Genomic DNA, 26,082 nt, shown 5'->3' on the forward strand with positions numbered 1-26,082 from the left:
GCGTATTAATAGACTGACTAGACGTTAAGCAGCGCCTTGATGCGGTTCTCGTCCGACTTGTTGACGGTCGTGTCGTGCACCAGATTACGCTTCTGCTTGGTGGTCTTCTTGGTCAGAATGTGGCTGTGGAAGGCGTGCTTCCGCTTGATTTTGCCGGTACCCGTCAGCTTGAAACGCTTCTTGGCAGCCGAGTTTGTTTTAACTTTTGGCATTGTAGTAACCGCTTTAGAACAGAAATAAGTAAACAGGCCGCAAAGATACGGTTTTTTCTGTTGACAGGATTACAGGATTAGCAGGATTTTCATACTAGCACGAAGATGCCACTAATTTCGGCAGATAGCCGCTGATCGTTGCTTTCCCGAAATGATCTAAATGTGAAAAATCAGCTTCATCCGTGTCATCCGCGTGCCATAAAATCCTGTCAATCCTGTAATCCTGTCCATAAAAAACGAGCAGCCCGTTGCCAGACTGCTCGTTCACACGGGCTATACGGCCCTTATTTCTTTACCGTTACGACTTTGGGAGCCAGGAACATGATCATCCGCTTTCCTTCGAGTTTCGGTTCCGATTCGATCTTACCGTACTCTTCGAGGCCTTTCGAGAAACGCTCCAGCAACTGAAAACCACGATCCTTGAAGACGATGGCCCGGCCGACGAACTGTACGTATGCCTTTACTTTCGCCCCTTCTTTCAGGAAGTTAATCGCGTGTTTCAGCTTGAACTCGAAGTCGTGATCATCGGTGTTTGGTCCGAACCGGATCTCCTTGATTACGACTTTGGTCGCGTTGGACTTGATTTCTTTCTGCTTTTTCTTCTGCTCGTACTTGAACTTGGAGTAGTCGACAATCCGGCAGACGGGTGGTACCGCGTTGGGCGATACTTCGACTAGATCGAGGTTCTGCGCTTTGGCAACCGCCTGCGCCTTGTTAACCTCGTAAATTCCCTGTTCTACATTTTCACCGACCAACCGCACTTCGCGGGCCAGAATGCGTTCGTTGACTCTGTAGGGTTCTTCAACCACGCGACGGGGTGGTCTGCGCTGGGGTAATGCCATATAGTGTTTTTCGTGAAAAAATAGACTTTTAAAGCCGTTTTGATAACGCCGGGGGCGTTAAAAAGTTCGGGAATGTATTGAAAATAAGCGTTTGGCGCAACTGGATGCTGGTATACGGTATACGGTTTTCTGTTTTTGGTAGCTGACACCTGTGTCCCTCCACATACTGAAAACCGTATACCGTATACCGATCCAACTTATACCTTCACCTCCGCCTGGAAGGTTTTGATAAATTCGTCGACGGGTAGGCTACCCAGGTCACCCTGCCCCTTCCGGCGAACCGATACCAGCCCTTCGGCGGCTTCTTTCTCGCCAACGATCAGCATGTACGGCACCTTATTGACTTCGGCATCGCGGATTTTCCGGCCAATCTTCTCGTCGCGCAGGTCGACGAAACCGCGAATGTCGGCTTCCTGAAGCGTGAAGAACAACTCGTTGGCGTAGTCTTCGTACTTCTCGGAAATCGGCAGGATCGCGATTTGATCGGGCGACAGCCACAGGGGAAAATTACCGCCGGTGTTCTCGATCAGAATCGCAATGAACCGTTCCAGCGAGCCAAACGGTGCGCGGTGGATCATCACAGGGCGGTGTTTCTGATTGTCGGCACCGATGTATTCCAGCTCGAACCGGTTCGGCAGGTTGTAATCGACCTGAATCGTACCGAGCTGCCACCGGCGACCCAGCGCGTCGCGCACCATGAAGTCGAGTTTGGGGCCGTAGAAAGCCGCTTCGCCCAGCTCGGTTACGGTCGGCAAGCCTTTCTCAGCGGCTGCTTCGATAATCGCCGACTCCGCTTTTTCCCACAGGTCGTCGGAGCCGATGTATTTGGTTTTATTTTCCGGATCACGCAGCGACACCTGTGCGCTGTAGTCGTTGAAACCCAGCGACTTGAACACGTACAGCACCAGATCGATCACCTTCATAAACTCTTCCTTCACCTGATCGGGGCGGCAGAAGATGTGGGCGTCGTCCTGCGTAAAGCCACGCACCCGGGTCAGTCCGTGCAGTTCCCCCGACTGTTCGTAACGGTACACCGTGCCGAACTCCGCCAGACGCAGCGGCAGGTCGCGGTACGAGCGCGGACGCGTCTTGTAAATTTCGCAGTGGTGCGGGCAGTTCATCGGCTTCAGCAGGAACTCCTCGTTTGGATCGGGCGTACGAATCGGCTGGAACGAATCTTCGCCGTATTTCTCCCAGTGCCCCGACGTTACGTACAACTGCTTGCTACCGATATGGGGTGTCACGACGGGCGAATACCCGGCCCGCAGCTGCGCTTTTCGCAGGAAATTTTCGAGCCGTTCGCGTAGCATTGTTCCTTTCGGCAACCAGAGCGGCAAACCAGCACCCACTTTTTCGGAGAAGGCAAACAGATCGAGTTCTTTGCCCAGCCGCCGGTGATCGCGTTTTTTGGCTTCCTCCAGCAGGTACAGGTACTCATCGAGTTCCTTCTGCTTGGGATAGGTAACGCCGTAAATGCGGGTCAGCTGCTTATTTTTTTCGTTGCCGCGCCAGTAGGCACCAGCTACGTTCATAATTTTCGCGGCCTTGATGAAGCTCGTGTTGGGAATGTGTGGCCCCCGGCACAGGTCGGTGAAATTTCCCTGCGTATAAAACGTAATGCTGCCATCTTCCAGCCCGTCGATCAGGTCGAGCTTGTAGGGGTCGGCCTTTTCTTCAAAGTAGGCAATGGCGTCGGGCTTGCTGACCGGCTTGCGCACGAAGGCTTGTTTTTGCCGGGCCAGTTCGAGCATTTTGTCTTCCAGCTTCTTAAAGTCTTCCTGCGAAAACGGCTGCCCGCCCAGATCGACGTCGTAGTAGAAGCCGGTTTCGACGGCCGGCCCGATACCCAGCTTCACGCCGGGGTACAGCGCTTCGAGTGCTTCGGCCATCAGGTGAGCCGACGAGTGCCAGAACGTTGCCTTGCCCTCGGGGTCGTTCCAGGTCAGCAGTTGTACGTTAGCGTCCGACTCGATGGGTCGGGTCGCGTCCTGCACAACGCCGTTCACTTTGGCCGCCAGCACGTTGCGGGCCAGCCCTTCGCTGATTTGGGTGGCGATATCCAGCCCGGTCGAGCCCTTTGGATACTGCCTTACGCTCCCATCGGGCAGCGTCACGCGGATTTGTTCGTCCTGCGCAATCATAACTTGGTTGGTTGTTAAAAGATACCCACCGCCCGCCTACAACTGCGGACAGCTTACCGTTTGGTTTTCGGTATACAGTTTTCGGTTCACTGTTCGCGACGCACGCGTCAGCCACCGTAAACTGAAAACCGTGAACCATACACTTTAATTCGGCCCGAGTGGCTTGACGGCCCGGCGAAGCGAATCACTGCCACCGCCGATTTCCCTTGTTTTGGGCGCAATGGTCGAAATGCGAACGCGGGTCGTGTCGAGTCGGGTCCGTTCGCGGTTATCGCTAGCGGCTTTCTCGGTCGAATTGGGCAAAAATACAGGGTTATATTGGTTTTGGTACTGTCGGCGTTGCGAACGCCACAAACCAGCGGTGGCCTGCCGGTCGCCGACGTTGAGTTTTGTCGCTTTGCTGTACGCAGCCACGGCTAGGTCGTACTGCCCCATCTGCTCGTGACAGTAGCCGATATACGTATCGATGCGCGGGAACTGCGGACGCAGTTGCTGCACCCGCTGGTAATCGGCCAGGGCTGCGTAGTAGTTGCGAAAGCGCTGGTTGATCAGCCCCGACTGAAAATAAGCCTGGTAATAGCCCGGCTGCAACTGGATGACCCGCTGATAACATTGCTGCGCGCTGTCGAGCCGACCGGCCGTGTGGTAGATCAGTCCCCGGCTGTACTGAAGCCGGGCGTTCTGGGGGAAGTACTGCACGGCCCGCGTGATGTAATTCAGGGCCGAATACAAATCCCGGCGGGTCCGGTAAATCGACGCCAGTTGATTATATGTTTCCAGGTAGCGCGGTTTCAGCCGAAGTGACTGCTCGTACAAGCTGACCGCCTGCGCCGTATCGCCGGTGCGGGCCGCCATCAGTCCCCGAAAAAAATACGCTTCACCATCATACGGAGCCATTTGCAGGGCGCGAGCCAGAAACAGCCGAGCCTTATCGAACTGGTTCTGCTGCTGCAACAAGTCACCCTGCAAGGTGTACAGCTCGGGCGTATTAACTCCCAGTATTTCAGCCCGTTGCGCATTTTCCAGCGCTTTGTCGGGCTGTTGCCGATCGCGCAGGATTTGGGCCCGCGTCAAATAAAAGCTACCGACGTCACCATCCCGGCTGATCGCTTCGTTGATATCGTCCAGCGCATCAGCCTCCCGGCCCATCGCCAGGTAGATAGCCGCCCGTTTGGCATAGGCCGTCGGCGACGACGATTGATTGATGGCCCGTGTCAGGGCACGTAGCGCACCCGCCGTCCGGCTGCTGTCGCCGGGTTTTGGATAATCCGGAATGTACGCCCCCCGCTGCTCGTCGGAGGTGCAGGAGATAATTAATGACAGAATGATTGAATAATAGAATGATTGAGTGGCTAACCAACGTAATCGTTTGCTCAGCCACTGATAATACATTCTAATCTCGTTCGTTATCAATATTTTCATTCAATCAGTCTATCATTCAATCAGTCAACACTGACCGATGTGAACCGAAAAAACACGCCCAGCGGCAGGCGTTTGTTGAACGTGTCGGCCAGATACAGTTCCCCCGATTCTGCATTCGGGACGTTGCCGAAGAGCTGCGCCATCAGGTTGTCGACGATGAGCGACGAGAAACCGAGCGAATACAGATTGATGATAAAAAAGAAATCGTCGCCGTCGAGCAAATCGGCGCAGGCACCCAGTAGCTCGTAAATCTGCTCTTCGAGCACCCATTTTTCGCCATCAGGTCCACGACCATAAGCGGGCGGGTCCAGAATAATGCCGTTGTAGCGGTTGCCCCGGCGCACTTCACGACGAACGAATTTCACGGCATCTTCAACGACCCAGCGAATGTTGTCGAGTTCGCTGTAGTCCATGTTTTCGCGCGCCCAGCTGATTACCGGCTTCACCGCGTCGACGTGCGTAACGTCGGCACCGGCCTGCCGGGCCGCCAGTGAAGCGCCACCTGTGTACGCAAACAAATTCAATACGCGTGGCCGCTCGGTGGTCTTTTTCATCGCCGACACGGCATCGTATATATACGCCCAGTTGTTGGCCTGCTCGGGAAAAATCCCGACGTGCTTGAAGGTCGTCAACGCCAGTTTGAACGTCAGGTCCAGGCCCTGCTGCTGAAACCGGACTTGCCAGGGATCACGCATACCGGGTTTCACCTGCCAGTCGCCCCGCTCAGGGGAACTGCGGTCGCGCCGAAAGGTAGCGTGGGCACGGTCCGCCCATTCGTCGTCGGAGAGTGACTTACGCCAGACAGCCTGCGGTTCAGGCCGGGCCAGTACGTACTCGCCAAAGCGTTCGAGTTTATAAAAATCGCCGGAATCGATCAGCTCGTAAGCCGACCAGGGCGCGGGGGTAATCAGACTAATCATACTTATTGAATGGTTGAGTGATTGAGTGATTGAGTGATCCGCCTTCGCTACGGGTGCGTCAGCTTAATCAATCACTCAATCACTCAATCACTCAATGCGTGCAAAGGTACGCAATTCGGCCCGTTCGGCGACAGTTCATCAGGGTGGTTAACCGTTCGGCGTAAAACGGCGTTGCTGATATGCAGGGAACCTTGTAACATTGCTCAGGCTTTCACCAACCGGGTTTCACCGGCACCGATTGACATCATGTCCGACCAAGAATCATCACTGGGAAATCGCATTCTGCGCTTTTTTATCAAGGAGGAAGATCCGGCGTCGACCGCTACAGGAACACCGCCGACGACCAGCGCAGCCCCACCCCGGCCGGCACCGACGGAAGCGCCGGCCCCGACACCAGCGTCAGCTGCGTCCACGGCCAGCTCCCAGACAGGCCGTTCCAATTCCGCTTCACCGGGATCGGGCAACCTCGACCCAAAATTCGCGGAGCATCTGGCGAACGTACTGGCGCAGAACAACCCGCCCGGCCCCGATTATTTCGAGTTCCGCGAGACGCTTAAAAGCCTGACGAACTTAGGCTTACCGGAAGACAAGCAGTTTCAGGCAGCCTGGGCCAGTTTCAAAGCGCTCGGTGGGCCGGCCGACATCGGTGTCCTGACGAGAACCGCGAATCAGTACGTCGCGGCTTTGCAGAAAGACCGGGATGGGTTTACCAGAAGTGTGGATGCCGCACTGACCGAGCGCGTTGGCGGACTGGAGAATGAGCAGCAGCGACTGCAGGCCGAAAACGACGCGCTGACCCGACAAGTACAGGAAATCGAGCAGAAACGGGCGGCCAATACCGAACGATTGCAGGCGATCACCGGGGAAATGAGCGAGCAGGGGGCCAAGATTCGGCAAAACCAGCAGAATTACGAAACGACCTACGCTCATTTCGTCGAACAGATCAACGACGATATTCGTAAACTGACACAGTATCTGAAGTTGTAAAGTTTTCGAAGTTATAAAGTCGTAAAGTTATAAAGTTGCTACCTCATGCGGCTACCGCCGGATGAACTGACGCGCCAGCCAACTATACAACTTTACGACTATCCAACTCTATAACTTTACGGCCATCCAACTTTACAACGATAAAACTTCATTCCCCATGGCAACACCTGATTTTTCGCAGATCGGCGGCAACACGGAGTCCGACAAAAAATCGTTCTGGAGCCGCCCCGAGGGCATTTTCGGCATGATCGTGCTGGCGGCAATCGCTGGTTTCGGTTTCCTGCACCTCAACGATATTCTTGAATTCCTTATCCGGGCAACGAGCAACATTCTCGAACTATCGCTGCTCCTGGGCGCGCTGGGCGTACTGATCTTCCTGTTTACCAGCAAGGACGTACGTACGGCCGTCTTTTTTCTCTTCAAATCGCTGATGCGCAGCATCACGGGCACGGTCATCCAGCTGAACCCGATTGCGATCATGAAAATCTACGTGCAGGATCTGAAAGACAAGCGGCAGAAAATGCAGGGGCAGATCGATACATTGGCCGGTCAGCTCGTGAAACTCAACAAGAAGATCAACGAGAACAACGAGTCGATCAAGCAGAAATTCGCCGAAGCCAACAAGGCCAGCAGCCTCAGCGACCGCCCCGGCATGAAAGAGCAGGCCCAGCTGGCCACGATTGAAGGGGCCGGCTTGCAGGAGATGAACGAAAAGCTGGCTCCGCTGCAACGCAACATGAAAATGGTGCTGGCCTTCATGGAAAAAGTTAACCAGAGCGCCGACTACATCATCAAGGAAACCGAGATTAAAGTCCGGCTGAAAGAAACGGAGTATCAGATCGTCAAGGAAAGCTCGAACGCGCTGAAAACCGCCGTCAGCATCTTCAAGGGCGACCCCGACAAGCGGTTCTACTTCGACGAGTCGATGGAATACATCCAGGACGACATGAGCAAAAAACTCGGCGAGATGAAGCGGGCCATGGACCTGTCGATGGATTTCATCAATGGCGTCGATATTCAGAACGGAGTGTTGTCGGACAAAGGACAGGCGCTGCTGGAAGCCTACAACAAAGGTGAGTTTGGGCTGATTCAAACCGACACCAACGCAGCACCCAACCCCATCACGGCCCCGCAGCCGGGTCAGATCAATCCCCCCAAAGACGCCGGCTACCGGAATTTGTTAGACTAAAGTTGTAGCGTTATAGAGTCGTAAAGTTATAAAGTTGGCTAGCGCGTTCTGGCTGACGCCGGATGGAAACTTTACGACTCTATAACGCTACAACTATAAAACCTCACAACTACAAACATATGCAACGACTCACTACTGCCGGACGGCTGCTGATTACAGCCCTGATCCTGGCCGCCGTTTTCTTTGGATTCCGCTATTTCGGCGGCAACGACGCCCTGCGTAAGCTGGCCCCGCGCGAGGCCGACCAATCCTCGACCATGCCCCGCCCCGACGAGCCGGGTGCCGATAACAACAATGCGCCGGTGAGCCCCGATAATGAATCGACGGCGACGTCCGACGGGCCCGACATGACCAGTCCCGGTTCGGGCAGACCAGCCTTCACGTTTACGCCACCCGCACCCGAGGGGGGCAAGCTGAAAGGGGTTGTCGAACTGGGGGCTAGTGGCTTTAACTCGTTCATTGTTAAAGTCGACGATCAGAAGCGCTGGAAGCTGGAGAAAGCGGAATTCGGCAACAGCCTGGTGATGGAAAACATGGCAACGGACGATGATGTCCGGCAGGGGCTGAAAAGCTACATCGGCAAGATGCTCGACTTCGGCGTGGGTGGCCGCGACATTCACTTCGTTGTCAGCTCGGGCGCTATCAAGGCCGAGGGCACGCAGAAGATTATCAAGGCCCTCAAATCACTGAATTACTTCGTCAACATCGTAACGCCGGAACAGGAAGGCTCACTTGGCCTGCGGTCGGTACTGCCCGCCGAATACGCCAACAAAGCGTTTGTGGTTGACATTGGCTCGGGCAACACCAAGATTTCGTGGAAGAACGGCGACGCGACAAAAGCGCTGGAAACCTACGGTGCCAAATACTATCAGAATAGCACGAGCGACGAAACGGTAGCCACGGAAGTGGCGGCCAAGGCAAAACAGGTACCCAACGACCTGCGGAACACCTGCTTTATCATCGGCGGGGTGCCATTCGACATGGCGAAAGTATCGCGGAATGGCAAAGAGCGGTACACGGTTCTCGATGCGCCCACCGCCTACAAACTCGACAACGCGAAAGACAAGGCGGGTATCAACATCTACAAAGCCATTGCCGAAGCCACCGGCTGTAAGCAGTTTGTCTTCGACTGGGATGCCAACTTCACCATCGGCTTCCTGCTGACAACGAAGTAGGTATCGGTGGACCTCCAGGTCCGGGTGGGCGCGACAGCGACCGATAAAGCTACCGCCTGCAACAGTTGCCCTGACGGGCACCCGGACCTGGAGGTCCAGGCTACCAGCACCGGTCCAAAAAAAAACAGCTCGTTCGGATGACCCTGAACGAGCTGTTTTTTTGGCAGGGGAATTGCCCGTTTACCCTATGCCCCGGAATCAATTCCGGGGCAACATACCGTCTTGCGCTACCTATTGCTACTTTCTCTACTATGGTTGCTGAGCTGCCAGCGCGAACCGGTTACCGATGCGGGGCCGGGCTACGACTACGCGCCGATCGAGACGGGCCGGTACTGCGTATACGACGTCAGCGAGCAGCAATATGCGCTCAACGCAACACCCGTTCAACGAACCTATCAGATTAAGGAGATTATCGGCACTCCCTATACCGACGCAGCCGGACAAACGACCTACCGACTCCTGCGCTACCGCCGACCCAGCCCGGCGACAGACTGGCAACTCGACTCGATCTGGGCGGTTCAGCGCACCAACACGGAATTACGTCGTACGGAAAATGGGCAGCCATTCGTTCTGGTACTGTTCCCCGTTCGGGATCGACTTCAATGGAACGGCAATCGGTACAATGCGCTGGGCGAAGAGACCTACGAACTGCGCAACGTCGGGCAGCCTTACCGCGTATCGGATACGACCTTCAACCAGACTCTGACGGTGCTTGGGCAGAACGATTCGACCCTGGTGTCGCAAACCAGACGGCTGACGGTATTTGCCCGTCAGGTAGGTATCGTTTACCGCGAACGGGTTCAGCTACAGTACTGCTCATCGACGCCCACCTGCGTGGGTACCAACCAGATTGACTATGGCTTTCGACAAGTTTACCGACTTCGCCAATACGGTACGAATTAACTGGGTACTAACCGCCCTGTTACTCATCGGCCTGACAGCATCGGGTCAGGCGCAGACGCGTAAGTATCTGGTGCTGCTACGCGATAAGGCAGGTACCCCCTACTCCGTCGACCGGCCGGAGCAGTTTCTGTCGCAGCGGGCCATCCTGCGCCGACAACGGCAGAATATTCCGGTACAGCTGCGCGATCTGCCCGTTAATCCGGCTTATATCAGTCAGTTGCAGCAGGCTGGCGCTAAAATCTGGTTTCCGTCGCGCTGGTTCAACGCGGTGCTGATCGAAGCAAACGACGCCGTACTGGCCACCGTCCGACAACTGCCCTTTGTCAGCGGGATCGAGTTCGACCGGCCCTTGTCGGGGGCCCGGCAACGCGCCGACGCGTACAGCCCCGACCGGAAGTTTGGCACTATAGCCGCGCTCGACTACGGACCGTCGCAGACGCAGGTTACCCAGATTGGGGCCGATAAAATGCACGATGCGGGTTATCACGGTGAAGGAATGCTGATTGGCGTACTGGATGGCGGCTTTCTGAATGCCGATAAAGTCGGGTTTCTCAAACCCCTATTCGATGAACAGCGCGTGCTGGCCACCTACGATTTTGTCGCCAAAGAAACCAGTGTCTACGAAGACGATTCGCATGGCATGTCGTGCCTGGCCGCCATTGCCGCCACGTCCAGCGGCCTGCTGTATGGCACCGCTTACAAAGCGTCGTTTATCTTGTTGCGCACGGAAGACGTAGCCAGCGAAAGCCGCGTAGAGGAAGCCAACTGGCTGTTCGGTGCCGAGTACGCCGACAGCGCGGGCGTCGACGTGATTAGTTCATCGCTGGGGTACACCCAGTTCGACGATGCCAGCAGCAACTACACATACGCCAACATGGACGGTAAGACGGCGATCTGCACGCGGGCCGCACAGATCGCCACCCAGACGGGCATGGTCGTTGTTGTAGCGGCTGGCAACGAAGGGGACAATGCCTGGCGGTACATTTCCGCCCCCTCCGATGCGGCCTCGGTCCTGGCAGTTGGCGCGGTTACGTCGGCGGGCAACCGGGCGTCGTTTAGTTCGATTGGTCCCTCCGCCGACGGGCGCGTCAAGCCCGATCTCGACGCGCGGGGACAGGGAACCGTCATTGGCGCCCCCGACGGCCGGGTCGTCTCCGGCAACGGGACTTCGTTCGCTACTCCCCTGCTGGCTGGACTGGCAGCGGGATTCTGGCAGGCCAATCCCCGCCTGACGGCCGCCCAGGTCACGGCGGCCTTACGTCGGTCGGGCAGTCAATACACGACGCCTGACGCGCAACTCGGCTACGGCATTCCTGATTTCAGTCGGGCGCAGACCGTTGTCGAAACATTCAAGCCGCTGACGGTCTATCCGATCCCCTTTTCCGACCTTGAACCGCTGATGGTTAGCTGGGGTGAACTCGACGTCAATACCGTACTCGAAGCGACCCTTACGGACCTCGCCGGTCGGCTGCTCTGGCAAACGCGCACTACACCACCCGGCGTTGCCGCTTTCACCCTACCCAACATTGGTTTGTCGACAGGCATGTACGTACTGACGCTGGTGGCCGGGGAAAACAAACGAAGTCTGAAAGTGCTTAAACGGTAGCATCGCCCAAGGAGCATCACCGGACGGTCCGGGTACAGGCACGAGAACCTGTTTGCGTAAGAAACGTCCGAAAAGCCGCGCGTCGGCCTGTGCAATGACTGCCATTGCACAGGCCGACGCGCGGCTTTTCAGGCTATCGTCTAGTTACCTACGCCCGATTCGCTGTCCTTCTTCTGTTTCGAACGCCGGCTGATAACGCTGTCGTTTGAGCCATTGTCCCGGACAGGTACCTGAATTTTGTAATTGCGATCAGCCAGTGAGGCCGATGGCGTATGGTCGACGGTAATACCGCCAGCCGGAGCCTGATTGGGCCGCTGCTGTTTGTAGTTCGCCAGTTGCGCGTCGGCCACGGTTGGAGCCATTACCGAAACAGCTTCTTTCGTACTTGCCTGGCGGGCAGCCCGTGCTTTGTTTGGATGCTTGTAATTTCCAGTCGAGTAGGTTGGGTCGTTTGCCCAGGAGGGTTTTTCCTGCGCGCAACTCCAGTTGCTTATCGCCACCAGGGCAAGGCCCAGCAGCAGGGTGTATGTTGCGTTCATGGTCAGGTGGTTTTGATGTTCAACAAATATACACTTGTTAAATCAACATTAAAACATCAAAAAACCACCTACTAGTTTTATAGTTTTAGCTAATTTTCATCAGCATTCTGCTTAAAGACGGAGAATCAGCCATTGATTTGGCATCAGCCAGCAAAAACCAGTTAACATTCTGCACTTCATCCGTATGGACAAATGGCTCCGTCGAATCGGCTTCGATTAAAAAACGAATGTCATAATGAAGATGCGCTGGCACGTCACCCCGCGCCGGGATTGGATGCACGTCGACATCGAAAATAGGGGCTGGCTTTCCCGATTCTGCTACCAGCCTCAGGCGGGTCAGGCCGGTTTCTTCCTGCGCTTCTTTCAGGGCCACGGCAGCCACATCGGGGTCACCATCAGCATGACCACCGGGCTGAAACCAGCGGTCGAGCTTACCGTGGTGGATGAGCACTGTCTGCTGCCGGTCGGGGCTCACGATGCAGGCCGACCCCGTCACGTGACCGATCAGCAGGGAGCGATCGAAGCAGTTGGGGTGTTCCTGCACAAACTGCTGGGTAGCTTTTGTCATCGCCCGCTCGTCGGGATCAATCGTAGCGGGGTTGTCGAGGTGCTGTTGAAGCAGCGAAAGCAGATGCTGGCGGTGCATGGGTTGGTTTTTACGGTAAAAAAGGGGCAATTTCGACCAGTTTTTCATAAAACCCGCGTTACAAACCAAGTCTAACCATGCGTAAACTCGTACTGAGCTGTGCAACGTTCGCACTGGCGGCTCAACTCGCCACTGCCCAGATTAAACTCCCCAGCCCCAGCCCGGCCGCGACGGTCATGCAGACCGTTGGCACGACGGACCTGACCGTCAAGTACTCCCGGCCCAGCCTGAAAGGCCGGACGCCCTTCACCGACGCCTTCATCCCCACCGGTAAAGTATGGCGGACGGGTGCCAACCAGGCAACGGCCTTCACCACCTCGACGGACCTGATGGTCGACGGCAAAACGCTGCCCGCCGGCTCATACGCCATCCTGTCGATCCCAGCCGCTGACAACTGGACGCTGATTTTCAGCAAGAACATGGGCGTGACCGAACAGACTTACAAGCAGGATGAGGATGCGCTGCGTGTACCGATCAAAGTGGCCAAAGAAGCGGACCCGACCCAGACATTCACCATTGGTTTCAGCGACGTTACCGACAGCACCGCCAATATGAATTTCATGTGGGCCAACGCGAAAGCAGTTGCTCCGTTGCGTGTTGACGTAAACGCCAATGCAGCAGCCAACGTCGAGAAAGCCGTTGCGGAAAAGCCGGAAGACGCAGCCGTATTGCAGGCGGCTGCCAACTACAACCTGTCGAAAGGCCGGAATCTGGAGCAGGCACTGACCTGGATCGACAAATCGGTTTCGATGAAAGAAACCTACCGCAACCTGTTTGTCAAAGCACAGGTGCTGGGCAAGCTGGGCAAATACGCCGAAGCACTGCCCGTTGCGCAGAAAGCACTGGCGATGGGCCAATCGTCGAACGACGCGTCGTTCCCGTTCTTCAAAGACGGTATCGAGAAAGCCATTGCTGAGTATACTGCTAAAGTCCCTGCGATGCCGACCAAAGGCAAAAAGGGCAAGCGGGCATAAGCGTTACAGTCTTCTGTGTACCGGAAAGGGGGCCTGGTCGATACCAGGCCCCCTTTCCGGTACACAGGCTATTTAAATTTGGCCAGCAGGGTCAGGCTGTTGGCCTGCATCCCCATCCCGGCGCTCCGGTTATAACGTCCGTACCGAAGCTCGACGCTCTGCCAGTGGCCTATGCCCAACAGGCCTCCCGGTGGTGCCAGTCGTATGCCCATGCCAAAAAACTGGCTGTGAAACCCCGAGATGTCGTAATCGCTCGTGTAGTAACGGTCCGTCGGCTTGTGTTCACCGTATGGCGCGAAATACCGCACGGCCGTCTGATTACTGTAGCGGTAGAAGGGGCTGAGCGAGACGAAGGACGTTACTTTAATGGGCAGTTCAAGGTTAACTGTATGGGCTTTCATCCCCCAGTTGTCTATGTAATAGCGGTAGAACGTTCTGACGATGAACCGATCGCCCAGAAAGTAATGCAGGCGCAGACCGACCGGCAGTTTCAGTCGTGAACCGGGCAGCCGTTCTACGGTTTCCGAGCCATCGTTAAAATACATCCGGTGAAAAGGTGTACTGAGCAGGCCCTGCTGAAACGCCGGTTCGACCGTGAAAAAAGCCTGTAATCGCTTGTTGATAACCTGTGAGACCGACAGCCCCAGGTTGTACGAGTTACGCGGTTTATGGTCGACCGGATCACGATCGCCGTGCGCCCCCGACCCATACCCTTCCGGGCGTAGCTCAGCGGGTAAAATTACCGTCCAGGTATCGAAAAAGGCCCCGGCTTTCAGCGATACCTCCCGGTTGTTATCGGCCGACAGCTTGCTAAAATTCAGGTTGACGCCATACGACTTGTAATCGTATTCAGTTGAATAGGCCAGCGAAATCCCTTTGGTCACCCGCCTGACATCATCGCGCACGTTCCAGGAAATGGCCGGGTAAATATGCGTATCGCTCCGGGAAGCGGACGAAACCGTGAGCGGATCGATCTGATCGGACGAAGCCGACGTGTAATGATCCAGGTTAAAATCGAATACGACGGTATGTTCCCGATTTCGCCGGTCGGTCGATTTGAGTACCAGGTCGAACGACTGGGCATAATCCCGCAGGTATTCCGACCCGATGCCGCCCGTCACGGCTGAATTTTTGCCCCCCTGCTCGTAATAACTCGATACCAGATTGACTTCAGCGACCTGTAATTTACGTTTTTCGTAGGCAGGCGCTGCCGTTTGCTGGGCATATCCGGCCCGCCACAAACTCAGCAACATTCCTACTGACAGGCAGATTTTTTTCATATAGCGTTTAGTTACAGCCGCAGCCCCCGCCACTTTTCCCCCCGTTGGCACCGGCAGCCCCTTCGCGGTAGAGGTAAAAATTCTGTTCGAACTTTTCCGACTTACGCGCCGACAGTTCCATGTCTGCGTCGTTGATCCGGCTTTTCTGATATTCTTTGACAGAAACGCAGCCCGTCAACGCGGTTCCTGCCAGCGCAACCACGAGCAGCGCGGCTGTTTTTGTTTGGTTTATCATGGGTAGTCTCGGTATTGTTAGTGGGTCGGAATGCTCGGCTGGGTCACCAGTCGAATGGTAGCCGAGGTGTGAAGCCGGTCAGCCTCATCGATAATGATACAGGCGACGTGACGCAACTGGTTGATGAGATCGAGTCCAACGCTTACCCCCATCACCAGAACGGGCGTTGCCAGTGCATCGGCCAGTTCGGCGTTCGGCGCGATAATGGTTACGCTTTTAATGCCCGAAACCGGGTAGCCCGTTTTCGGATCGATCGTATGCGCGTACCGTCGGCCGTTGATTAGCGCATACTTCTCGTAGTTTCCCGAGGTAGCGATGGCCATATCGCTGATATTCAGATACGAAAAGGCCCGCATGGCTGTTCCCTGCCGATCAGGATCGGCAATGCCAACGGTCCAGGGTTGTCCGTTTGGCTGTCGCCCCCAGGTTGTCAGGTCACCAGCTGCGTTGACGATGCCGTGGTCGACGCCCAGCGCCTGTAACCGTCGTTTCGCCTGTTCGGCGGCATAGCCTTTGCCAATGCCGCCAAAGCCGATACGCATCCCCCGTTCTTTCAGAAATACGGTCGACGCTCCCCGATCCAGCACCACGTTTCGGTAGTTGATGAGCCGGACCAGCTGCCGGGCCGTCGCCGGGTCGGGCAACGCCGTCATGGTGGTATCGAAATTCCACAGCCGCTTGTCCAGCGAGCCGTAGGTGATGTCGAAGGCCCCCTGCGTCAGCGCCGACAGGCGGAGCGATCGCTCGATCAGTGCGAACACCTCGGCATCGACCCGCACCGGACGAATACCGGCGTTGGCATTGATCTGATTGGTCTGGCTTGCGTCGTCGAATGTCGTCAGCAGCCGTTCGATACGGCTGATTTCCGCTACGGCATCGGCAAGGCGTTCGTTCGCCCAGCCAGCATCAGGACTTATGACGCTGATTTCGAACCGGTTTCCCATCAGTCGCCCCACCCATTGGTGGATCTGCGCGGCTGGTTCCATCTAGTTCCTGGCGGGCGTTACGGCCCGGATGGACGCCACGAATGAGTCCACCGTCAGCGACTGCGGGTAGCCATCCCATTCCTTCAGCACGCGGCCGTCCGGCGCGAGCAGAACCGTAAACGGGAACTTACCCTGCCTGTTGTACTTTTCGGCCAGCGCTTCGTTGTGCGCTTCCTGCCGGGCGTCCAGTTTGTTTTTCGAGGAACGAGGAAAATCGGCCCGAACCAGCACCAGGTGCTCTTCGGAAAACTGCGTAAACTCGGCCGACTCAAACACATCTTTTTTTAGTTTGATGCAGGGCCCACACCAGTCAGAGCCCGAAAAATTCAGCAGAATCAGTTTATGTCGCTGCTCGGCTTCGACTCTGGCCTGTTCGAAATTAAGCTGCCAGCCAGACGTTGTCATCGTCAGCAAGGTCAGTAGTTGGAGAATAAAAGCGTTCATCGTGCGAAAAGGTAAACAGACGTTTTTTTTCAGCGTCTAGCTGTACACCACCAGTGTACTGCCATCCGTAGCGGTTTTGTATACGGTAAGTCCCCGACTACCGAAGCTGTTCAGTCCCTTACCGGTCAGGTCGAAGCGCGCCCCGTGTTTTGTGCAATAAAACTCGGTTCTGTTGAAAATAATGGCCTTTTGCGGCTCATGGCTGCATGTTTGCGTAACGGCCACGTAGACGCCCGTGCTAACCTGTGCCACAACGATACCACTCTGCGCAACGTAGCCGCCTACCGTCTTCAGTGCGGTCGTCGTACCCAGGTTGATCGTCAGCAAGCGATTCGTGATCGTACTCAGGTCGACTCCTGCGCTGGTCGTACCCGTTGTCGAGCCAGGTGACGTCGCCGTGCCGCTCGTCCCCGTGGACGTTGTCGGTGCGGTACTTTGTGGTCCCGGAATGGTCAGTGCATCGACAACCGTATCTTCTTCACGGATACAGGAAGTCATGGCAGCCATCAGGGCAGCCCCCGTAAAGCCGAGCGATTTCAAAAAATCAAAGCGATTCATAGGCAGATGACAGGCAGTAACCTGTTACTGTTAATACGTAGTTCTACTCACCAGCGTTGCACTGGCCGCCGTTAAAAATTTGTCAGGAGTAGCCGTCCCCTCAGCTTACACTATCGCACAGCCCCATTTGTAGCGCCGACTGCCGGCTCACAGCCATAAATGTGATCAGCGCTGCGAATCAGCAGGCTGTCGTACAAACTGCTGTAGCACCATGGCGATGCCGACGACGAGCAGGCAACCGATAGCATTCAGCCACAGAAAAGCTGTCAGGTCGAAATACCAGCTCAGGATAACGAATAGTTCGGCGATGATCGCGGCCCAGAACGTGGCCGTACCGCCGATGGACTTGACGTAGAAAGCAACGACGAATACGCCGAGCACGACCCCGTAAAACAAGGAGCCCAGCACGTTGACGGCTTCGATCATGCTGCCGAACTGATTAGCAAACTGCGCGACAATGACGCAGAAAACGCCCCAGCCGATAGTCGACCAGCGGGAGGCATTGAGGTAGTGGGCATCGCTGGCATTGGGTTGAATCAGTCGCCGGTACACGTCGACCACCGATGTCGATGCCAGCGACGAATACGCCGACGCGACCGATCCCATCGAGGTCAGAAAGATCATGGCGATCAGGAGGCCGATCAGGCCGTGGGGCAGGTAGTCGAGGACGAAGCGGAGAAAGACATAGTTGACGTCGTTGGTATCGGCCGAAGGGTTGTTTTTCTTGATCAGCCCAACAATGTCGGCCTTGACGGTTTTCAGGGCCTCGTCGGTTTGCCGGATTTGGTCGCCCGCCTGGTCCTGCCCGGCTTCGTCGTCCGTCTTCAGCGCCGACTGTAAGTCCAGCACCGCCCGCTGCCGCCGATTGGTCAGGTTCTGATGCTTGATTTCGGCGACCTGATAGGCACTGGCGTAGGGACTGTTCCGTAGCTTATCGGTTTCCTGCCGGTTGAAAAAAGCGGGCGACGGGTTGTACTGGTAGAACACAAATACCAGGATGCCCACCAGCAGAATCAGAAACTGCATCGGTACTTTAAGCAGCCCGTTCATCAGCAGTCCCAGCCGGCTCTGCCCGATCGATTCGCCCGTCAGGTAACGCCCCACCTGCGACTGGTCGGTACCGAAGTACGACAGTTGCAGAAAAAAACCGCCGATCAGCCCCGACCAGAGGTTGTACCGGCTGTTGGGGTCGAAATGCAGGTCGATCAGGTTCATCCGGCCGGCTTTCCCCGCCACGTGCAACGCATCGACGAAACCCACGTCGGGGGGTAATAGTCTGACTGTCAGATAGCCGGCCAGTACCATCGCAAACGCCACCACTGCCATCTGCTGCAGGTGCGTGTATGAAATGGCCTTTGCCCCGCCCGCCACTGTGTACACCAGCACCAGCCCGCCGATGATGATGTTGGTCCAGTAAATATTCCAGTTCAGAATGGTCGACAGCACCAGCGCCGGTGCGTAGATGGACAAGCCCGTCGACAAGCCCCGTTGCAGCAGAAACAGACCCGCCGTCAGCGTACGAACGCGGGTGTCGAACCGGGTTTCGAGGTATTCGTAGGCCGTAAACACCTTTAGCCGGTGAAAAATCGGCACAAACGTAATCGACAGCACCACCATCGCCAGCGGTAATCCGAAGTAGAACTGCACGAACCGCATGCCATCGGTAAACCCCTGCCCCGGTGCCGACAGAAACGTGATGGCGCTGGCCTGCGTCGCCATGACCGACAACCCAACGTGATACCACGGCAGCGACTGCCCGGCCAGCAGGTAGCTATCCAGGTTTTGGCCGTTGCGCGCGCGTTCGGCCCGGCTTCGTAACACCCCGTACAGCACCAGCCCCAGCAACGTGGCACCTAACACCCCCCAGTCGAGTGTACTCATGACAGCCAGTGCATCAGTACGTAAAACAGACCGATTTCGAGTACCAGGCTACCCAGCACGATCGCGTATAGGTGGGGCCACGAACGGGCGAAGGGCGGCAGGTCGTCGGGGGTTTCAGTCATGGCAAGGCGAGGTTCAGCAAATAGAACGCCGAAAATACGGCAATCGGGGCATATCCTTTGAATTCGTGGTAAAATGATCTAGGTTAGCAAGCCGGCATTTGCCCGGTCGATACGCCCATGACCCCACAATCCGTTTCTGCCGCCGAACAGCATCTGTTCGATCTGCGTGGCAAAGTAGCCATCGTCACCGGTGCCAGCAAAGGCATCGGCGAAGATATCGCCCGGTTGTTCGCCCGCTTCGGTGCGAAAGTCGTGGTCAGCAGTCGCCGGCAGGACGCCCTCGACGAGCTGGCCAGCGACATTCGGGCGCAGGGGGGCGACGCCACTGGTATCGCGGCTCACGTTGGCGACATGGATCAGCTCGCCCAGCTCGTCGACAAGACCATCGCTACGTACGGTGGCATCGATATTCTGGTCAACAATGCGGCTTCAAACCCGGTATTCGGCCCCTCGCTCGACTGCGATGGGCTGGCCTTCGACAAAATCATGCTGGCTAATGTGAAAGCGCCGTTCGAGCTGAGCAAGCTATGCTACCCCAGCCTGAAGGCGCGGGGCGGGGGCAGCATTATCATGATGAGCAGCATCGCCGGCGACACCCCCGACCCCGGCCTGGGCATCTACAGTGTCAGTAAAGCCTCGCTGAACATGCTGACGAAGGTACTGGCGAAAGAATGGGGCCCCGATGGTATTCGTGTCAACGCCATCGCGCCCGGCCTGATCAAAACCAAGTTTTCGCAGGCACTCTGGCAAAACGAAAAAATCCTGGATCATTTCGTTGGCCGACTACCCATCGCCCGCATGGGCACGACCGACGAAATCAGCCCGTTGGCGCTCTTTCTGGCCTCACAGGCTTCATCGTACAGCACCGGCTCCGTGTTTTACGCCGACGGCGGCACAGTAATTTAAACCGGTTTACAGTTTTCGGTTTGCAGTCTACGGTTGTATCCTGACCGAAATTACAACCACAAGTCGGCACTCCGTAAACTGTAAACCGAAAACCGACTACCGACTATATGCCTGAAGTATGGATGCGGGGGCCGCTACCGGATGTGCCCCCTTTGTTACAACCAGTGGCACATGCGCTATTGCAGGCCCGCGAGGAAATTGCGGAACTGATGACCGGCTTTCCCGACGAACTGAGCTGGGTTCGGCCACGCGGGCGGGGTGGCGAGGTAGCCTCGGTAGGCTTCCACCTGCAACACCTGACCGGCGTCCTCGACCGCACGTTTACCTACGCCCGCGCCGAAGCCCTCTCGCCAGCCCAACTCGACGCGTTGACGGCGGAGGGAACACCGGCGGATATACCCGTAGCGGCTCTGGTCGAGCGGTTTAGCCAACAGGTCGACCGGGCGATGCAGCAGTTGAAAAGCACGGACGAAACAACGCTGACCGACTGGCGGGGCGTGGGCCGTCAGCAACTCCCGTCGACGGTGCTAGGTTTGTTGGTCCATGCCGCCGAACATACCATGCGCCACGTGGGCCAGTTATCCGTCACCGCACGGCTACTCCCCGACAACTAACTGTCGGTCAGACTATGGCAGCGCGAAGGCGACGTAACTGTCACCTTTTTTTGTACCCAGCTTAGTCCCTCCGCAGGCCACCACGACATACTGTTTTCCGTTGACAGCATAGGTGCTTGGCGTAGCGAAGCCAGCCGCCGGCAGGGCTGTTTGCCAGAGGAGTTTACCCGTTTTTTTATCGAAAGCCCGGAACATGCCGTCTTTCGTAGCGGCAATAAACAGAACCCCGCCCGCCGTCACGACCGGGCCGCCGTAGTTTTCGGTTCCCGTTGGCGGAATACCTTTCGCGGTCAACTCGGGCAGTTCGCCTAATGGCAGTTGCCAGCGATGTTCGCCCGTGTTCAGGTCGATCGCCGTCAGCGTACCCCAGGGCGGTTTGATACCGGCGTAGCCTTTACTATCCAGAAATTTGTTGTAGCCGTTGAATTTGTAGGGAACGTACGGCTCCTGTTGCCCCGCTGCAACTGGGGTAGCTTCACTTTTTTCATCGCCAAACAAAAACGCCAGCAGCGCCTGTTTTTCCCCAGCTGATAGCGTTGGGAAACCCGGCATCATGCCCTTCCCGTGCCCAATCAGGTTCGACACATACGCCCGGTCGCGCCGTTGGCCGATGGCCACCAACGATGGGTAGCCACTCGCAACATTTCCCTTCCGTTCGGGGCCGTGACAGGTCTGGCAATTAATCGTATACAGGCGGTGGCCGGGGCTCAACTGTGCCAGCTCATCGGCTTTGGGCGTCGGGCGCAGGCTGAACAGCCAGGCCATTTCGTTCGCATTGACGTACAGGATTCCGTCCGGGTCGACAGCGGCTCCCCCCCATTCCGCGCCCCCGTCGGCGCCCGGCAACACCAACGTTGGCGTCAGACTTAGCGGCACGTAAGCCCCCTTACGCGCCCGGCGAAACTGCGCCAGCAGAGAATCACGGTCGTCGGAATACGGGTTAATGTCCGCTTCGGTCAGGGTTTGGCGGGCAAACGGTTTCGGCTTCGTCGGGATCGGCTGGGTAGGCCAGGTAGTTTCTTCGGGTAATGCTGATTTGGGCATGGGCACTTCCTGAATCGGGAACAGCGGCTTACCCGTGACGCGGTCGAACAGGTACACATAGCCCTGCTTGGTCACCTGCGCCACGGCATCTACGGGCTTACCGTTTTGTTTGACAGTCAACAGGTTGGGCGGTGCAGGCAAGTCGCGATCCCAGATGTCGTGGTGAACGAGTTGCTGGTGCCAGAGCCGTTTTCCCGTGCGGGCGTCGAGCGCGATCAGGCAGTTGGCGAACAGGTTTTTACCGGCGCGATTCCCGCCGTAAAAGTCGAACGCAGCCGATCCGGTCGGCACGTATAGGATACCCCGCTTCCGATCGACCGACATCCCCGCCCAGCAGTTTGCCCCGCCAACGTCGGTGTTCTTATACGCGTTTTTAGGCCAGCTCTCGTAGCCGTACTCGCCCGGTCGCGGAATGGTGTGGAATACCCAGGCCAGTTTTCCCGTCCTGACGTTGAATGCCTGAATAGCGCCCGGCGCGGCATCGGCCCCTTCCGATAGACGCAACGGCATGACAATCAGGTCTTCGAACAGCGTGCCGGGCGTATTGGAAATAACGAATTTATGCTCGGCCGTCGGCCCCAGACCACGCTTCAGGCTGATGTGTCCGTTGCTGCCGAAGTCGCCGATGGGCTTGCCGGTACTGGCATTGATGGCGTACAAGCTGGAACCGTACGCATACAGGATACGAGCCGGAGTAGTATCACCCGGCTTGCTGCTCCGCCAGTATACCACCCCCCGATTCGTGCTCAGCGACGACGCCCCTCCCGACTCAGCAAACCGCCAGCGTTCTTTGCCAGTAGCCGCATCCAGCGCGAATAGTTGATTGGACGCCGTAACCCCGTACAACATACCACCGACGATGATCGAATTGCATTGAACCTGCCCCGAGTCGCCCGTGTGAAACTCCCAGACTGGCTTTAACTGACTGACATTGTCGGTGTTGATCTGACGCAGCGTCGAATAATGATTGCGGTCGGGTCCGCCCAGGTATTCAGGCCATTCCGTGGCCGGGTCGGGTTCGCGGCCTGTCAGCCAGGCAGTCATCCCCAGCGAGCAGAGCAAAGCGCCGAGTATAGCGATGCGGTTCATGTCGGTTCTTTACCCCAAAAGTAAACCGATGGCTTTTGCTACCGTTCCGGATCGGGTTCGGTTACAACTGTGCTAATCGCCCGCCATCGACAGCCAGCGTCGTACCGTTGATGAACCGGGCTTCGTCCGACGCCAGGTAACAGATCGCCGAAGCAATGTCTTCCGGCTTACCGATAGCACCGGTAATTTTCTCTTTACCGCTCTTTACATTCGGATTGTCCCACAGCATAGGCGTGTCGACGGCACCGGGCGCTACGCAATTGACCCGGACTTTAGCAATGTCGTTTTCCAGCGACAGACCCCGCGTAAAGGCTTCCATCGCTCCTTTGCTGGCCGCATACGGCACCACATTGGCCGTGGTCTGAAACGCGTGAACCGAACTGACATTGACGATGGCCCCGCCGTTGATGTGCGGGATTGTCAGTTTGCAGAGCAGAAAAACCGACCGCATGTTCACCGTCTGCACCTTTTCCCAGTCCTCAAGCGACAGGTCTACGATGGGGTCGAAAGTCATCATGGCGGCATCGTTGACGACTATATCGATTTGCCCCCAGCGTGCGATCGTCTCGTCGACGACGTTCTGAATCAGGCTGGGATCGCTGAGATCGATGTCGGCAAAAAACGCGTCACTGCCTTTGTCCACGATATACTGAACAACTTCGTGTCCCCGATCGTCGGCGCGCCCGACCACAACCACTTTACCGCCCTCCTCACCCATTCGCTCGGCCGTGGCCCGACCTATTCCCGACGTTGCACCGGTGACGATGCACACTTTGTTTGTAAAACGCATTTTTCAGGTTGTTTTCTGTACAAACGGGTCATGTCAGGCAAGTGTTTGCCGTTATAGGGAACAAAAGCAGCCGCCCGATTCGGTCGTTACCAAATCGGGCGGCTGTCCTGAACGGGTCAGGTCGTTTTTACTCGACGGCCAGAATCTTGAATTCGGTCCGTCGGTTTTTCTGGTGCTCGCTTTCGGCGCAGGCAACCCCGTCGACGCAGCCATTGACGATCTCACTTTCCCCGTAGCCGTGCGCCGACAGCCGGCTGGGCGTGATGCCCCGTGCGACCAGATAGTCCATGGCTGCCCGTGCCCGGTTTTCCGACAAACGCATGTTATACGTGTCGGTTGCGCGCGCATCGGTATGAGAGCGCAGTTCGATTTTCATCTTCGGATACTCTTTCAGAATCGCCAGCACATGATCGAGTTCGCGGGCTGCGTCGGCCCGAATAAAGAACTTATCCAGATCGTAGTAGATGTTTTTCAACTGAAACACATCGCCCACGCCGTACAGCCCGATCGAGTCCGTCACGGCCCGACCGGTACGCTTCCCTTTGGCAAGCGGTGCTTTTTTGGTAGCATACTTATCTTTCTGTGCGGTGATCGTATACGGCGCGTTCGGCTTGGTCGTAAACTCGTAGCCGCCATCCGGTCCGGTGATTACGCTTTGTTCGCTTTTGTCGCGGTCGTTGCGAAGGGTCACCTTCACGCCCTGCGCTGGCTTCTGGTTTACTTCCGTTTTTACCACCCCACGAACCAGGGTATTCTCGCTCTTCGTCAGGTAGATCGATACGCTCATCACCGGTTGTGGCGACTGCGTAAGGGTGGAGAAACGGACACTATTCAGCGCATAACCATCTTTCACCGCCCGGAATTCATACTCCGTATTCGATTCCAGACATAGGTTGGTACTTCCTTCGCTGTTCGTTACCTGCAACTCCTGATTCGAGCCATTCCGCAGAATCCGAACATCGGCCAGTTCGATGGGCGCTCCCGTCTTTTTATCGTAGACAAAGATATTGAGTTGCTTACAGGCACGCCGGAACGAATAAATATCATCATCACTAATCCCCTTTTTTCGGTTACTACTGAAGTACCCCGACGTACGGCCCCGATCGGCGATAAAACCAAAATCGTCTTTGTCCGAGTTGATGGGGGCGCCCAGGTTCTGCACCCCCCGGTAGGCAACACCATCTTTCAGTTCAGCCAGGAATACGTCAAGGCCACCGAGCCCTTCGTGTCCATCCGACGAAAAGTACAGGTTGCCGGCCGCATCGGCATACGGAAACATCTCGTTGCCTTCCGTATTGATGTCTTTACCCATGTTGACGGGCGTGCCCCACTGACCGTTGTTGTACTCAACCACGTAAATGTCCGTACCACCGTAGCCACCCGGCATGTCCGATACGAAGTACATCTTGCTGTCATCGGGGGCAAAGGCGGGGTGCCCCACCGAATATTCGTTGCTGTTGAACGGCACTTCCTGAATATCGACCCACTTGCCGTTCCGATTGACTGACGTATACAGCTTCAGTTTCCGAATCCCGTCCGAACTCTTGCCCGATTTACCCTTGCTGGCGTTGTTGCGGGTAAAGACGATCGTTGTCTGGTCACGGGTAAACGTCATGGGCCCTTCGTGGTATTTCGTATTCAGCGTCCGGCTGAAAACCTGCGCTTTGGTAAGCGTCTGCATTTCAGCGGTCGTCGCTTCGGGCATCGTTAGGCTGGGTTCGTTACCACCACCCAGTACAGCCGTGCCCGGATTGCGTACGGTCTCGGCCGGCGCGACACGCAGCTGAACCGTGTCGGGGTGGAAATACAGATCGAGGAAGGGCGTTTGGTTCCAGCTGAATACCCGCTTGACAACGCCCGATTCGTCCCGTGCCGATACAAATACAAGCCCGTTTTTATAGTACATCGGACTGAAATCGGCCTGGCGGGAGTTGATTGGCAAGCTACTCACCCGGTACGACGAGGAGTCCTGATAAAACCGCCCCATGTCCATATACGACACCGCAAATCGTTTTCCGCGCAGGTCCTGACTTTGCTTTTCACCGTATTGGCTGTAGTATTTCTGCGATTCCCGGTATTTACCGTTGGCCGCCAGCGCCTGAGCATAGTACAAATAGATTTCGCTGTCGAGGTCCGGGTATTCCTTGATCAGATCCGCGTAAACGCGCTCGGCATTACGGGTATCTTCCAGTTTCCGGTAGCTGTACGCTAGTTTGGTCAGGGCTTCGCGCGTCTCGGCAGGCTCTTTCTTGCGGTCGACACGGAGGAAGTCTTCGTAAGCCCGTACGGCGCTCACATAGCTCAGATTATCGAACTGCCGGTTGGCCGTACGTAATCGGGCGCTTTGCGCATAGCCGCTGAGCGAGCTAAAGCCCAACCCTATTAACAAAACGAAGCGGAAAATTTGATTCATGTGTGCAGTAAACGATGGTGTACCCAGTATGAACTATACGGTATGGATTACCCGGTATGAACTAGCTACTAAGTACTGGCTAGACGTATCAAATAAAATGCCAGTTTGCGGTTTTTTGCCGGCGAACGGCCAAACTACCTACTGCTCTATTGACCGTAACCGAG

At 56.3% G+C, this 26,082-nt stretch carries 25 protein-coding genes; 8 read left to right on the forward strand and 17 right to left on the reverse strand.

All coding sequences use genetic code 11. The features are described 5' to 3' along the window. Positions 1 to 17 precede the first annotated feature (17 nt). From rpmI to CLV58_RS01835, 5 genes are all read right to left on the reverse strand, one after another. A complete protein-coding gene (rpmI, locus tag CLV58_RS01815; RefSeq protein ID WP_106136047.1) occupies positions 18 to 212 on the reverse strand; it encodes a 50S ribosomal protein L35 in 195 nt (64 codons plus the stop codon). Between the two features lie 284 nt (positions 213 to 496). Next, the gene (infC, locus tag CLV58_RS01820) at positions 497 to 1,054 is read right to left on the reverse strand and encodes a translation initiation factor IF-3 (RefSeq protein WP_106136048.1); all 558 of its coding nucleotides are present in this window, start codon (positions 1,052 to 1,054) and stop codon (positions 497 to 499) included. Positions 1,055 to 1,251: 197 nt separating this feature from the next. Then, the gene (thrS, locus tag CLV58_RS01825; protein WP_106136049.1) at positions 1,252 to 3,195 is read right to left on the reverse strand and encodes a threonine--tRNA ligase; all 1,944 of its coding nucleotides are present in this window, start codon (positions 3,193 to 3,195) and stop codon (positions 1,252 to 1,254) included. 144 nt (positions 3,196 to 3,339) lie between these two features. Next, complete coding sequence (locus CLV58_RS01830) at positions 3,340 to 4,587, reverse strand: tetratricopeptide repeat protein (RefSeq protein ID WP_211300804.1); 1,248 nt, start codon at positions 4,585 to 4,587, stop codon at positions 3,340 to 3,342. A 50-nt stretch (positions 4,588 to 4,637) separates the two neighbouring features. Next, the gene (locus tag CLV58_RS01835) at positions 4,638 to 5,537 is read right to left on the reverse strand and encodes an RsmD family RNA methyltransferase (protein ID WP_211300805.1); all 900 of its coding nucleotides are present in this window, start codon (positions 5,535 to 5,537) and stop codon (positions 4,638 to 4,640) included. 246 nt (positions 5,538 to 5,783) lie between these two features. On the opposite strand from CLV58_RS01835, the gene CLV58_RS01840 reads away from it, so the two are divergent. From CLV58_RS01840 to CLV58_RS01860, 5 genes are all read left to right on the forward strand, one after another. Further along, positions 5,784 to 6,524 (forward strand): hypothetical protein, encoded by a 741-nt coding sequence (locus tag CLV58_RS01840; RefSeq protein ID WP_106136051.1) that lies wholly within the window; start codon positions 5,784 to 5,786, stop codon positions 6,522 to 6,524. A 157-nt stretch (positions 6,525 to 6,681) separates the two neighbouring features. Further along, complete coding sequence (locus tag CLV58_RS01845) at positions 6,682 to 7,713, forward strand: hypothetical protein (RefSeq protein ID WP_106136052.1); 1,032 nt, start codon at positions 6,682 to 6,684, stop codon at positions 7,711 to 7,713. Between the two features lie 119 nt (positions 7,714 to 7,832). Beyond that, positions 7,833 to 8,888: an acetate and sugar kinases/Hsc70/actin family protein gene (locus tag CLV58_RS01850; protein ID WP_106136053.1), complete on the forward strand. Its 1,056-nt coding sequence runs from the start codon at positions 7,833 to 7,835 to the stop codon at positions 8,886 to 8,888. Positions 8,889 to 9,122: 234 nt separating this feature from the next. Beyond that, entirely contained in the window at positions 9,123 to 9,791 is a 669-nt protein-coding gene (locus CLV58_RS01855) for a hypothetical protein (protein WP_245882174.1), read from the forward strand. Next, entirely contained in the window at positions 9,745 to 11,397 is a 1,653-nt protein-coding gene (locus CLV58_RS01860) for a S8 family serine peptidase (RefSeq protein ID WP_106136055.1), read from the forward strand. The genes CLV58_RS01855 and CLV58_RS01860 overlap by 47 nt, the downstream gene beginning before the upstream one ends. 140 nt (positions 11,398 to 11,537) lie before the next feature. Here CLV58_RS01860 and CLV58_RS01865 read toward each other — a convergent pair whose 3' ends face one another. Continuing rightward, positions 11,538 to 11,936, reverse strand: coding sequence for a hypothetical protein (locus CLV58_RS01865; RefSeq protein ID WP_106136056.1), 399 nt, complete (start codon positions 11,934 to 11,936; stop codon positions 11,538 to 11,540). Between the two features lie 85 nt (positions 11,937 to 12,021). Next, entirely contained in the window at positions 12,022 to 12,582 is a 561-nt protein-coding gene (locus tag CLV58_RS01870; RefSeq protein WP_106136125.1) for an NUDIX hydrolase, read from the reverse strand. Positions 12,583 to 12,659: 77 nt separating this feature from the next. On the opposite strand from CLV58_RS01870, the gene CLV58_RS01875 reads away from it, so the two are divergent. Continuing rightward, a complete protein-coding gene (locus CLV58_RS01875; protein WP_106136057.1) occupies positions 12,660 to 13,556 on the forward strand; it encodes a DUF2911 domain-containing protein in 897 nt (298 codons plus the stop codon). A 68-nt stretch (positions 13,557 to 13,624) separates the two neighbouring features. On the opposite strand, the gene CLV58_RS01880 is transcribed toward CLV58_RS01875, so the two are convergent. The 7 genes from CLV58_RS01880 to CLV58_RS28940 form a co-directional block, all read right to left on the reverse strand. Continuing rightward, positions 13,625 to 14,836 (reverse strand): DUF3570 domain-containing protein, encoded by a 1,212-nt coding sequence (locus tag CLV58_RS01880; RefSeq protein ID WP_106136058.1) that lies wholly within the window; start codon positions 14,834 to 14,836, stop codon positions 13,625 to 13,627. A 7-nt stretch (positions 14,837 to 14,843) separates the two neighbouring features. Continuing rightward, positions 14,844 to 15,071 (reverse strand): DUF4266 domain-containing protein, encoded by a 228-nt coding sequence (locus CLV58_RS01885; protein ID WP_106136059.1) that lies wholly within the window; start codon positions 15,069 to 15,071, stop codon positions 14,844 to 14,846. 17 nt (positions 15,072 to 15,088) lie between these two features. Beyond that, positions 15,089 to 16,057: an FAD:protein FMN transferase gene (locus CLV58_RS01890; protein WP_106136060.1), complete on the reverse strand. Its 969-nt coding sequence runs from the start codon at positions 16,055 to 16,057 to the stop codon at positions 15,089 to 15,091. Continuing rightward, the gene (locus CLV58_RS01895) at positions 16,058 to 16,501 is read right to left on the reverse strand and encodes a thioredoxin family protein (RefSeq protein WP_106136061.1); all 444 of its coding nucleotides are present in this window, start codon (positions 16,499 to 16,501) and stop codon (positions 16,058 to 16,060) included. 36 nt (positions 16,502 to 16,537) lie between these two features. Next, a complete protein-coding gene (locus CLV58_RS01900) occupies positions 16,538 to 17,059 on the reverse strand; it encodes a Rieske (2Fe-2S) protein (RefSeq protein WP_106136062.1) in 522 nt (173 codons plus the stop codon). A gap of 165 nt (positions 17,060 to 17,224) precedes the next feature. Beyond that, a complete protein-coding gene (locus CLV58_RS01905; protein WP_106136063.1) occupies positions 17,225 to 18,940 on the reverse strand; it encodes a sodium:solute symporter family protein in 1,716 nt (571 codons plus the stop codon). Then, entirely contained in the window at positions 18,937 to 19,062 is a 126-nt protein-coding gene (locus CLV58_RS28940; RefSeq protein WP_281257879.1) for a hypothetical protein, read from the reverse strand. The genes CLV58_RS01905 and CLV58_RS28940 overlap by 4 nt, the downstream gene beginning before the upstream one ends. Positions 19,063 to 19,179: 117 nt before the next feature. On the opposite strand from CLV58_RS28940, the gene CLV58_RS01910 reads away from it, so the two are divergent. Together CLV58_RS01910 and CLV58_RS01915 are read left to right on the forward strand one after the other, a co-directional pair. Further along, a complete protein-coding gene (locus tag CLV58_RS01910) occupies positions 19,180 to 19,968 on the forward strand; it encodes a glucose 1-dehydrogenase (RefSeq protein ID WP_106136064.1) in 789 nt (262 codons plus the stop codon). A gap of 107 nt (positions 19,969 to 20,075) precedes the next feature. Then, complete coding sequence (locus tag CLV58_RS01915; protein WP_106136065.1) at positions 20,076 to 20,582, forward strand: DinB family protein; 507 nt, start codon at positions 20,076 to 20,078, stop codon at positions 20,580 to 20,582. A gap of 12 nt (positions 20,583 to 20,594) precedes the next feature. On the opposite strand, the gene CLV58_RS01920 is transcribed toward CLV58_RS01915, so the two are convergent. The 3 genes from CLV58_RS01920 to CLV58_RS01930 all read right to left on the reverse strand — a co-directional run bounded on the left by CLV58_RS01920 (position 20,595) and on the right by CLV58_RS01930 (position 25,918). Next, the gene (locus tag CLV58_RS01920; protein WP_106136066.1) at positions 20,595 to 22,715 is read right to left on the reverse strand and encodes an outer membrane protein assembly factor BamB family protein; all 2,121 of its coding nucleotides are present in this window, start codon (positions 22,713 to 22,715) and stop codon (positions 20,595 to 20,597) included. Positions 22,716 to 22,776: 61 nt separating this feature from the next. Further along, positions 22,777 to 23,505 (reverse strand): SDR family NAD(P)-dependent oxidoreductase, encoded by a 729-nt coding sequence (locus tag CLV58_RS01925; protein WP_106136067.1) that lies wholly within the window; start codon positions 23,503 to 23,505, stop codon positions 22,777 to 22,779. A 127-nt stretch (positions 23,506 to 23,632) separates the two neighbouring features. After that, positions 23,633 to 25,918, reverse strand: a complete 2,286-nt coding sequence (locus CLV58_RS01930) for a carboxypeptidase regulatory-like domain-containing protein (protein WP_106136068.1) — start codon at positions 25,916 to 25,918, stop codon at positions 23,633 to 23,635. Between the last annotated feature and the right edge of the window lie 164 nt (positions 25,919 to 26,082).

Origin of the sequence: Spirosoma oryzae, from assembly GCF_003002825.1 — a bacterium.
In the GTDB taxonomy this organism is placed as follows: domain Bacteria; phylum Bacteroidota; class Bacteroidia; order Cytophagales; family Spirosomataceae; genus Spirosoma; species Spirosoma oryzae.

Excerpts from the sequence above, each read along its gene's own strand:
- CLV58_RS01910 (WP_106136064.1), top strand. The coding sequence starts at position 19,180 with ATGACCCCACAATCCGTTTCTGCCGCCGAACAGCATCTGTTCGATCTG.
- CLV58_RS01875 (WP_106136057.1), top strand. The coding sequence starts at position 12,660 with ATGCGTAAACTCGTACTGAGCTGTGCAACGTTCGCACTGGCGGCTCAA.
- CLV58_RS28940 (WP_281257879.1), bottom strand. The coding sequence starts at position 19,062 with ATGACTGAAACCCCCGACGACCTGCCGCCCTTCGCCCGTTCGTGGCCC.
- CLV58_RS01905 (WP_106136063.1), bottom strand. The coding sequence starts at position 18,940 with ATGAGTACACTCGACTGGGGGGTGTTAGGTGCCACGTTGCTGGGGCTG.
- infC (WP_106136048.1), bottom strand. The coding sequence starts at position 1,054 with ATGGCATTACCCCAGCGCAGACCACCCCGTCGCGTGGTTGAAGAACCC.
- CLV58_RS01835 (WP_211300805.1), bottom strand. The coding sequence starts at position 5,537 with ATGATTAGTCTGATTACCCCCGCGCCCTGGTCGGCTTACGAGCTGATC.
- CLV58_RS01865 (WP_106136056.1), bottom strand. The coding sequence starts at position 11,936 with ATGAACGCAACATACACCCTGCTGCTGGGCCTTGCCCTGGTGGCGATA.
- CLV58_RS01870 (WP_106136125.1), bottom strand. The coding sequence starts at position 12,582 with ATGCACCGCCAGCATCTGCTTTCGCTGCTTCAACAGCACCTCGACAAC.
- CLV58_RS01880 (WP_106136058.1), bottom strand. The coding sequence starts at position 14,836 with ATGAAAAAAATCTGCCTGTCAGTAGGAATGTTGCTGAGTTTGTGGCGG.
- CLV58_RS01860 (WP_106136055.1), top strand. The coding sequence starts at position 9,745 with ATGGCTTTCGACAAGTTTACCGACTTCGCCAATACGGTACGAATTAAC.
- CLV58_RS01920 (WP_106136066.1), bottom strand. The coding sequence starts at position 22,715 with ATGAACCGCATCGCTATACTCGGCGCTTTGCTCTGCTCGCTGGGGATG.
- CLV58_RS01885 (WP_106136059.1), bottom strand. The coding sequence starts at position 15,071 with ATGATAAACCAAACAAAAACAGCCGCGCTGCTCGTGGTTGCGCTGGCA.
- CLV58_RS01895 (WP_106136061.1), bottom strand. The coding sequence starts at position 16,501 with ATGAACGCTTTTATTCTCCAACTACTGACCTTGCTGACGATGACAACG.
- CLV58_RS01900 (WP_106136062.1), bottom strand. The coding sequence starts at position 17,059 with ATGAATCGCTTTGATTTTTTGAAATCGCTCGGCTTTACGGGGGCTGCC.
- CLV58_RS01930 (WP_106136068.1), bottom strand. The coding sequence starts at position 25,918 with ATGAATCAAATTTTCCGCTTCGTTTTGTTAATAGGGTTGGGCTTTAGC.
- CLV58_RS01915 (WP_106136065.1), top strand. The coding sequence starts at position 20,076 with ATGCCTGAAGTATGGATGCGGGGGCCGCTACCGGATGTGCCCCCTTTG.
- thrS (WP_106136049.1), bottom strand. The coding sequence starts at position 3,195 with ATGATTGCGCAGGACGAACAAATCCGCGTGACGCTGCCCGATGGGAGC.
- CLV58_RS01890 (WP_106136060.1), bottom strand. The coding sequence starts at position 16,057 with ATGGAACCAGCCGCGCAGATCCACCAATGGGTGGGGCGACTGATGGGA.
- CLV58_RS01830 (WP_211300804.1), bottom strand. The coding sequence starts at position 4,587 with ATGTATTATCAGTGGCTGAGCAAACGATTACGTTGGTTAGCCACTCAA.
- CLV58_RS01845 (WP_106136052.1), top strand. The coding sequence starts at position 6,682 with ATGGCAACACCTGATTTTTCGCAGATCGGCGGCAACACGGAGTCCGAC.
- CLV58_RS01850 (WP_106136053.1), top strand. The coding sequence starts at position 7,833 with ATGCAACGACTCACTACTGCCGGACGGCTGCTGATTACAGCCCTGATC.
- CLV58_RS01840 (WP_106136051.1), top strand. The coding sequence starts at position 5,784 with ATGTCCGACCAAGAATCATCACTGGGAAATCGCATTCTGCGCTTTTTT.
- CLV58_RS01925 (WP_106136067.1), bottom strand. The coding sequence starts at position 23,505 with ATGCGTTTTACAAACAAAGTGTGCATCGTCACCGGTGCAACGTCGGGA.
- rpmI (WP_106136047.1), bottom strand. The coding sequence starts at position 212 with ATGCCAAAAGTTAAAACAAACTCGGCTGCCAAGAAGCGTTTCAAGCTG.